Annotated in this window: 1 protein-coding gene; it reads right to left on the reverse strand. The window is 61.1% G+C overall.

Annotated elements, in window-relative coordinates:
* Positions 1-247, reverse strand: a 247-nt coding sequence (locus SB771_RS36210; RefSeq protein ID WP_410722187.1) for a LysR substrate-binding domain-containing protein, incomplete at both ends; no start/stop codon positions are given.

Consider the following 247-nt stretch of genomic DNA (forward strand, 5'->3'; position numbering starts at 1 on the left):
GCCCAGATCATGCCTGCATCCATTTGCGGCACGACGTCCGTGATGGGGCGCGCGTCAATACGCTTGCCTTCCAGCGACCACGGACGGAACACCATATCCGACAGCACCGTCACGCCGAAACCATGCGCGACCAGTCCGCGCAGCGCTTCCATCGAACTGGTGCGAAACGCGATGTTCGGCTCGATCCCCTTTTTCTTCCAGTAACGCAGCGTCGACTGCTCGCCCTCGTCCACCGTGATCAGGATGT

Origin of the sequence: Burkholderia sp. SIMBA_051, assembly GCF_046534915.1 — a bacterium.
GTDB lineage: Bacteria > Pseudomonadota > Gammaproteobacteria > Burkholderiales > Burkholderiaceae > Burkholderia > Burkholderia ambifaria.